6 protein-coding genes, 1 pseudogene and 1 other annotated feature are annotated in these 8,208 nt (G+C 34.6%); all 7 genes and pseudogenes read left to right on the forward strand.

Going from position 1 to position 8,208, the window contains the following annotated elements; genetic code table 11:
• Positions 1-109: 109 nt before the first annotated feature.
• Positions 110-341 (forward strand) — a binding site (T-box leader).
• A gap of 93 nt (positions 342-434) precedes the next feature.
• Positions 435-548, forward strand: a pseudogene (locus M663_RS15255) (IS607 family transposase); the annotation flags it as partial.
• A 128-nt stretch (positions 549-676) separates the two neighbouring features.
• Complete coding sequence (locus tag M663_RS0104625; RefSeq protein WP_029688112.1) at positions 677-2,113, forward strand: IS200/IS605 family accessory protein TnpB-related protein; 1,437 nt, start codon at positions 677-679, stop codon at positions 2,111-2,113.
• 146 nt (positions 2,114-2,259) lie between these two features.
• On the forward strand, positions 2,260-4,161 hold the full coding sequence (gene metG / locus M663_RS0104630) for a methionine--tRNA ligase (RefSeq protein WP_029688113.1): 1,902 nt from the start codon (positions 2,260-2,262) through the stop codon (positions 4,159-4,161).
• A 12-nt stretch (positions 4,162-4,173) separates the two neighbouring features.
• Positions 4,174-4,941 (forward strand): TatD family hydrolase, encoded by a 768-nt coding sequence (locus tag M663_RS0104635; protein ID WP_029688114.1) that lies wholly within the window; start codon positions 4,174-4,176, stop codon positions 4,939-4,941.
• Positions 4,942-5,128: 187 nt separating this feature from the next.
• Positions 5,129-6,160 (forward strand): ubiquitin-like domain-containing protein, encoded by a 1,032-nt coding sequence (locus M663_RS0104640; RefSeq protein ID WP_029688115.1) that lies wholly within the window; start codon positions 5,129-5,131, stop codon positions 6,158-6,160.
• A gap of 36 nt (positions 6,161-6,196) precedes the next feature.
• Positions 6,197-7,018, forward strand: a complete 822-nt coding sequence (rsmA, locus tag M663_RS0104645; protein WP_029688116.1) for a 16S rRNA (adenine(1518)-N(6)/adenine(1519)-N(6))-dimethyltransferase RsmA — start codon at positions 6,197-6,199, stop codon at positions 7,016-7,018.
• Between the two features lie 69 nt (positions 7,019-7,087).
• On the forward strand, positions 7,088-8,143 hold the full coding sequence (locus tag M663_RS0104650; RefSeq protein WP_029688117.1) for a hypothetical protein: 1,056 nt from the start codon (positions 7,088-7,090) through the stop codon (positions 8,141-8,143).
• Positions 8,144-8,208: the final 65 nt, after the last annotated feature.

The following is an 8,208-nucleotide window of genomic DNA, read 5'->3' on the forward strand; positions in this document are numbered from 1 at the left end:
TGATGCGATTGAGTTTGTAAAAGAAAGAATGAAAATAAAGAAAGTATAAGAGAAAAGGTAGTTGACAATACTTTTTATAAAGGGTATATTAAAGAATAAATAGATATTGTAAAAGGCAATGAAGGAAAGAGTAAAAAGCTTGAACTTTCACAGAGAGTCGGGCGAGGTGCGAACCGATAAAGTTTGGGCTTTTGAAGATGGCTCCGGAGCCGTACTGCCGAAGGCTAGTAGGTTTTACCGGGGACTCCCGTTACAGGGTAGGAGTGTGTTAGCACTCTGTGAGGCATGCGTCGTGAGGCGCATGTGAAGAGGGGTGGTACCGCGACAATCTCGCCCCTTATGTGGGGGCGAGTTTTTTATTTACAAAAAAGAGGAGGTCAAAACAGTTGAAATTAGTAGTAAAAAATGACATAATTTTAATTAGGTGATGACAAATGTTATTACCTATAAAAAAGGTTAAAGAGCTGTATGATATGGTGAGAATTACATTAATAAACTGGTAAAAGGAAGGATTAATAACCCCAGTTAGGACACCAAAGGGAAGGAAAATGGCAGTATGAAGTCATACATAAGATAGCAAGTGAAGTAAATGGACTAAAGAGCTAGCAGAGGACTTAATATCAATAATAACATCTTTCGCAGCAAGAATTTACGGACAAAAGAGGTGGCAAAAAGCATGATAGTAATACAGGCTAAACTTATTTTTCCAAACCAACAAGACAAACAAACAGTATTAGACTTAATGAGAAGATGGTCCTCCTGCATGAGATTTGCATACAAAAGGCTTTTAGAAGGTTATGAAAGAAAAACACTAAAAAGAGACCTTCCGAAAACTTTCAATTTAAACTCAAGATATGTAGATGATGCAATAATGAAAGCAAGAGGTGTATTAGAATCATCTAGACAATTAGGCAACAATCCAAAGAAAGTCATTTTTGGAGGAAGAGACTTATTTAGAAAACTAAAAAAGCGCCATATAAACGGGAAAGAGTATAAAAAATTAAAAACAAAATGGCAAGAGAAAAGAAAATGGAAACTCTATTCAAGAGGAGATAAAAGCAAAAAAGGAAATCTCAACACAAGAATAGAAGTAAGAAAAAATGGCACTTTCTTAAGGATAAATGTAGGGGAAAGAAAATATGTATATGCCAGAATAGAAGCAGGCTACAAAAAGAATAAGAGAAGAGAAGAACTTCTGCAGGAAATTGCAGAATCAAACATACCTTACTCTGTAGAATTAAAACTCAAAAATGGCAGTATATACGCCTATTTTGCTATTGAAGAAGAATATCCAGAAATAAAAATAACAAAAGAAAAAGGAGTCATAGGAATAGATGTAAACGCATATCCAGACAACATATCATGGGCAGAAGTAGATGAAAAAGGGAATCTAATAAGTTATGGCAGTATAGCAATGCCAGAGCTTGCAAGTGGAGACAAAGACAAAAAAGAATATTTCAGATGGCACTATGCTCATGAAATAGTAAAAATAGCAAAAGAAAAAGTAAAAGCAATAGTAATTGAAGAATTAGAAATAAAAGAAAAAGGTAAAAGAGGGGACTATTCAGGGAGAAAATCAAGAAGAATAAGACATAACTTTAGCTATAAATCACTTTTTTCAAAAATAAAAACACTGGCAAAAAGAGAAGGGATAGAAGTAATAGAGGTAGACCCTTCTTACACATCAATAATAGGGATGTTAAAATATTCTCCACAGTATATGATAACAAAAGATATAGCAGCAGCCTATGTAATAGCAAGAAGAGGATTAGGACTACAAGAAAAGATACCAGACAATTATATAAAGTTTCTCAACGCATTGACTGTAGAAGAATTAGAAGAATTAAAAGAGCATGTAAAGAAAACAGTTAAAAACATACATATAAAGAAAAAGCATTTAAAAGAGATAAACAAAGCAATAAAACTCATACAAAGCCTTGAGAGTGAGCCAGGAAAGGTGCTAAGACCTCTGTATGGAACAAGTTTTAGTACCTATGATTTCTGGCGAGTTCTCAAGGTAGCGGTGGTAACGCCACTCTCTCCTGAGAAGGTAAAAAGAGACTTCTCTACCCTGAAGGAATTATTAATTCAGGGTAAGTGGAGAGGCCCTTAAGGGCGCAAGTTCCTGCTTCTTGGGGCAGGGGCTATGGCTTTCCCAAATACCGCCTGCTGGGGCTGGGAAAGTCTGAAGGGCGGACTACAAATACCCCAGCTATCTGAACTGTGCAGTTTTGTACAGTTTGGGTAACCAGGATGGATATGAAAAAGACTTTTTACATTACGACACCTATCTATTATCCCAGTGATAAATTACATATTGGTCATTCATATACTACAGTTGCTGCAGATGCGATGGCAAGATTTAAAAGGCTTACCGGATATGATGTCAAGTTTTTGACCGGTACTGATGAACATGGGCAAAAAATTCAAAGAATAGCAAGAGAAAAAGGGATGTCTCCTAAAGAATATGTAGACGGGATAGTTGAATGGATAAAAGATTTATGGAAGACAATGGATATAAGCAATGACCAATTTATTCGCACAACCGATAAATATCATGAGGAAATAGTACAAAAAATATTCACGAAATTGTATGAAAAAGGAGATATATACAAAAGTGAATATGAAGGATGGTACTGTACTCCTTGTGAATCTTTCTGGACAGAAAGCCAGCTTGTAGATGGAAAATGTCCAGACTGTGGTAGACCAGTAGAAAGGGTAAAAGAAGAAGGGTATTTTTTTAAATTGTCTAAATATGGGGATAGGCTGTTACAATATTATGATGAACATCCTGATTTTATACAGCCTGAGTCAAGGCGCAATGAGATGATAAACTTTATAAAATCAGGTTTGGAGGATTTGTTTGTCTCAAGGAGTTCGTTTGACTGGGGTATAAAGGTACCTTTTGACCCAAGACATGTGATTTATGTTTGGATAGATGCTTTGTCAAATTACATAACTGCTTTAGGATATTCTACGGACCATGACGACGACTTTAAAAAATACTGGCCAGCAGATGTTCATTTGGTTGGAAAAGAGATAATGAGGTTTCACACAATAATATGGCCAGCAATGCTTATGGCTCTTGACTTGCCCCTTCCTAAAAAAGTGTTTGGACACGGTTGGCTTATACTGGAAGGAGGCAAGATGTCAAAATCTAAAGGCAATGTAGTAGACCCTAAAGAGCTGGTTAGGAAATATGGCGTGGATGCTGTAAGATATTTTCTTTTGAGAGAAGTGCCTTTTGGGGCGGATGGAGTGTTTTCTAATGAAGCTTTGATAAACAGAATAAATTCAGACCTTGCTAATGACCTTGGAAACTTGCTGAGTAGGACTGTTACAATGATTGAAAAATACTTTGAGGGCATTCTGCCAAAGCCTTCACAAAAAGAAGAAGTAGATGATGACCTTATAAATACTGCACAGAATCTACCTAAAACTGTTGAAGAGTACATGGATAAACTTCAGTTTTCCAACGCTTTAATTGAAATATGGAAATTAGTAAGACGAGCTAATAAGTACATTGATGAAACAATGCCCTGGGTTTTAGCGAAGGATGAAAGCAAAAAGGAAAGATTGGGTACTGTTTTGTATAATTTAGCGGAAGCTTTGAGATTTATTGCAGTACTTGTATCTCCTTTTATGCCAAATACCCCGCAAAAAATGTTTGAACAATTAGGAATAGAAAAAGATTTGACGACTTGGGAGAGCTTAAAGTTTGGCTTGTTAAAAGAAGGTACAAAAGTAAAAAGAGGAGAAATTATTTTCCCCAGAATAGATGTAAATAAAGAACTGAATGTTATAGAAGAAAAAGCAGAGAAGGAAGAGAAAAAGATAGATTATATCACTATTGAGGATTTTGCAAAAATTCAGCTTAGGGTTGCAGAGATTTTGGAAGCCGAAAAAGTGGAAGGCTCTGACAAGCTTATAAAGATGAAGCTTAAAGTGGGAGAGGAGACAAGGCAAATTGTAGGAGGAATTGCTCGTTATTACACTCCTGAAGAGCTTGTGGGAAAGAAAATAATTATTGTATATAACTTAGAGCCAAAAAAACTAAGGGGTATTGAGTCTCAAGGAATGCTTTTAGCAGCATCTACCGAAGGAAAAATGTCCCTTCTTACGGTGGACAAAGATATAGAAAGTGGGGCAAAGATAAGCTAAGGAGTGATAAAATTGTTGGTAGATTCTCACGCTCATCTTGAAGATGAAAAATACGATAGAGATAGAGAAAAAGTTATTGAAGAATGTAAAAAAGACCTCACATTTTTAATAAATGTGGGGTCTAACCTCCTAACTTCTAAACAGTCTATTGAGCTAGCTCATAGCTATGACTTTATATATGCTTCTGTTGGAATTCATCCCCATGATGCACAAAGGGAATTTGACAAAGTGGAAGAAATAGAGAGATTAGCTTTACAGGAAAAAGTTGTAGCAATAGGAGAAATAGGGTTAGATTATTATTACGACGACCCTCCCAAAGAGTTTCAAAAAGAGATTTTTATAAAACAAATAAGGCTTGCGAAAAAGCTAAATCTTCCAATAATAATACACGATAGGGATGCTCATGGAGATATACTAGATATATTAAAACAGGAATGGACAAAAGATTTAATAGGGGTTTTTCACAGTTATTCGGGAAGTGTTGAAATGGCTTTTCAAGTAATTGAAATGAATTTTTACATTTCTTTAGGGGGGCCTGTGACATTTAAAAATGCAAAAAAACCTAAAGAAGTAGCAAAAGCTGTTCCCATCGAAAAACTTTTAATTGAGACAGATAGTCCTTATCTTACTCCTGAGCCTTATAGAGGAAAAAGGAATACACCGGTGTATGTGAAATTTGTAGCAGAAAAAATAGCAGAATTAAGAGATATGTCTTGTGATGAGGTTTGTAGGATTACTGCTGAAAATGCCATGAAACTTTTTAACATCCATATCAAATAAAAATTTTAAAAAAAATAATCTCCTGTTTTTAGGGAAGGTATCAAAAGACAAAAAAATGCGTATAATATCATTAAGTTTAATTTCACCATAAATGAAAAATTGTGTATAAAAGTTTGACAAATCAATTTAATTGAATTAAAATTACTTACGACTCCCCTAAATTAAATTTTTAACAGGAGGTTATGGGATGGATACAGACGATTTTAGAAAGCGACTTGGTGAAATAATTAAAAAACCAGTTGCTCTTCTAACATTGGCTGCCATACTATTATTGATTGTCGGAGCTATAACATACGCAAGCTTAAAAAAGGAAATAACCCTTCAGGATGAAGATAAAAAAATAGTTGTTACAACATTTAAATCAACAGTTAAAGATTTGTTAGAAGAGAAAGGAATTAAACTAAGAAAAGAAGATGTAGTAACGCCTTCTTTAGACACTGCTTTAAAAAATGGTATGAAGGTGACTATCAAAAGAGCAGTTCCTATCACTATCTGTGTGGGTGGAAAAGCAAAGGGTATTTACACTGCTGCATCTAATGTAAAAGAAGTACTTCAACAAAATAGTATAACTTTAGGACCACAGGACAAAGTAAATATGAGTTTAGATACGCCTGTGTTTAGGTACATGTACATCGACGTTACAAAAGTAACAGAAAAAATTGTTACTCAAGAGCTAGATATACCATATCAAACAGAGACAGTAAAGAATGACAATATGGAAAGAGGCCAAGTAAGAGTAGTTCAACAAGGAGAAGTTGGGAAAAAACAAATTGTGATGAAAGTTACTTATGAAAATGGCAAAGAGGTAGCAAAAAATATAATAGAGGAAAAGATAATAAAAAATCCGATAAACCAAATTGTGTATGTTGGAACACTAGGGGTTTTTACTACTTCAAGAGGAGAGACTTTTAGATATAGGGAAATTAGAACTATGGTTGCTACTGCTTATACTAATGGCGTAGCAGATACCGGCAAAAAACCAGGAGATCCCAATTATGGGATAACTGCTACTGGTACGAAAGCTACAAGGGGAGTAATAGCTGTAGATCCAAGGGTTATACCTTTGGGCACACGACTTTACGTAGAAGGATATGGATTTGGAATTGCTGCAGATACAGGTGGAGCTATTAAAGGGGATAAAATTGATGTTTTCTTCCCGACTCTTGAGGAAACAATTAAATGGGGAAGAAGATACGTGAAAGTTTATATTTTAAAATAGACAGGGTTTCCCTGTCTTATTTTTTGAGGTGGAGCTATGAAAGTAAAAGGAGTTAAAGTAAAGAAAAAATGGGGACAAAATTTCATCTTTGACAAAAATATTTTAACAAAAATTGTGACTGCTTCGGGAGTTATTCCTGAAGATTTTGTACTGGAAATTGGAACAGGATTAGGGACTTTGACAGAAGAGTTGGCTAAAAGAGTTAAAAAAGTAATTTCTTTCGAAATTGACAGAGAACTTTATGCCGTATCAAAAGAAAAACTTAACATTTATAACAATGTAATTGTCATAAATGAGGATATAATGAAAGCAAATTTAAATAGAATAGCTAATGAATATTTTGAAGGGAAACCTTTTAAAGTAGTTGCTAATCTTCCCTATTACATAACTTCTCCTATAATAATGATGCTTTTAGATTGTAAATTTGTAAAAGAAATAACTGTACTAGTGCAAAAAGAAGTTGCTGAAAGGATTTGTGCTCTGACGGGTACTAAGGACTATGGAATACTTACAGTTTTTGTAAATTTCAAAGCAAAGTCTAAGATGCTTTTTGACTTACCCCCAACTGTTTTTGTTCCTCCACCTAAAGTAGATTCTTCTCTAGTTAAATTAGAGATACTTGATAAATCTTCAGTTGAAGTAAAAGATGAAAGGTTATTTTCTAACGTGGTAAAAGCTGCTTTTGGACAAAGGAGAAAAGTCTTGTCCAATGCTTTAAAAACTTTAGGAATTCCAAAAGAAATTATAGATAAAGCTTTTACTCTTTCAAACTTATCACCTCAAAGAAGAGGAGAAACTCTTAGTATAGAGGAGTTTGCTGCTTTGGCAAATGTTATTTATGATTTGACAAAGCAGTAATAATAATCCCCCTCTTTTCATAATATATATTGCAAAGTTATATTTAAGATAAATGAGGGGGAAGAATAAATGCCAATAAATATATATAAAAGGTTTTATGTTGTCTTTAATCAAGAAGACAAGGGATGTTCTATTGAAGGAAAAGAAGTGACAGGTTATTTAAAAGTGGAGTTTAGGGGGAACAGAGGAAGAATAACAGCGGCTTTGCAAAATCTTAATCCCACGTATTCCTATAATGTGAAATTGCTAAAAGGCGAGGGAGAAGTTACTGTTGTAGATTTTGGAGCAATAAAAGTAGATGATAAAGGACGCGGTGGAGGAGAATGGACTTTCAATGTAGAGGATGTAAAAGATTCGGGAATTAGTTGGGAGGAATTTTCTGTAGCATTTATAGAAGCCCATGATGGCATAAAAATTTTAGTGCCTTTGGCATCTGTTATAAATAAAAAAACAACAAACTGGAAGGCTGCTTATAAAAAATATTTATCAAAGGTAAAAGAAGAAACACCAGCAGAAAAGAGTGATAAGAATGATAGAGAAATTAAGCAAAGAGAAATTGAAACTGCGATACCACAGGAGTATGAAAGTGCGGAAAATGAAACTGAAAAAGATGAAACTTCACAAAATGTTTTGGAAGAGGTTCAATCTGAAACTCCTGCATCTGAAGAAACTTCTGAGGTATTGACAGATTATTCTGATACACAACGACCTGAAACTTCTTTTAAGTTTGAGGAAGAAACAGAGGAAGGATATATAAAGTATTTAAGAGAGTATGTTAACAACATAGTGAGCTTTTTAGAAGAAGTAAAGCCTTTTGAAAAAAATTTTGAAGGTTATAGATGGTGGAAAGTTAAAACGGGTTACAGGGAGGGAAGCTTTGACCATTATCTTGTGGGATTTGTAAATGATGAAAAAGGTGAATTAAAATACATTGTATATGGAATGCCAGGATTTTTTACTCTTGCAGACCAGCCTTTTGGTGGTATGACGGGATTTGTAGTTTGGAAACCAGTTAAGGAAAATTTAAGAGGCGCGATGGATGAAGGATATTGGATTTTGCATATTGATGCGAAGACAGGACAAATTGTAGTGCCTATAGAACCAACTCCACCGCCTTTGATATAAAAATAAAAGCGTAGTCTCTACGCTTTTCAGTTTGTTGACAAAGTTAAAAAATATTCAAAAGGAGA

The sequence above is a fragment of the Thermoanaerobacter sp. A7A genome (genome assembly GCF_000445185.1).
Taxonomy (GTDB): Bacteria; Bacillota; Thermoanaerobacteria; order Thermoanaerobacterales; family Thermoanaerobacteraceae; genus Thermoanaerobacter.

Bases quoted from the DNA above. Each gene is read 5' to 3' on its own strand.
- metG (WP_029688113.1), top strand. From the start codon at position 2,260: ATGAAAAAGACTTTTTACATTACGACACCTATCTATTATCCCAGTGAT.
- rsmA (WP_029688116.1), top strand. From the start codon at position 6,197: ATGAAAGTAAAAGGAGTTAAAGTAAAGAAAAAATGGGGACAAAATTTC.
- M663_RS0104625 (WP_029688112.1), top strand. From the start codon at position 677: ATGATAGTAATACAGGCTAAACTTATTTTTCCAAACCAACAAGACAAA.
- M663_RS0104640 (WP_029688115.1), top strand. From the start codon at position 5,129: ATGGATACAGACGATTTTAGAAAGCGACTTGGTGAAATAATTAAAAAA.
- M663_RS0104650 (WP_029688117.1), top strand. From the start codon at position 7,088: ATGCCAATAAATATATATAAAAGGTTTTATGTTGTCTTTAATCAAGAA.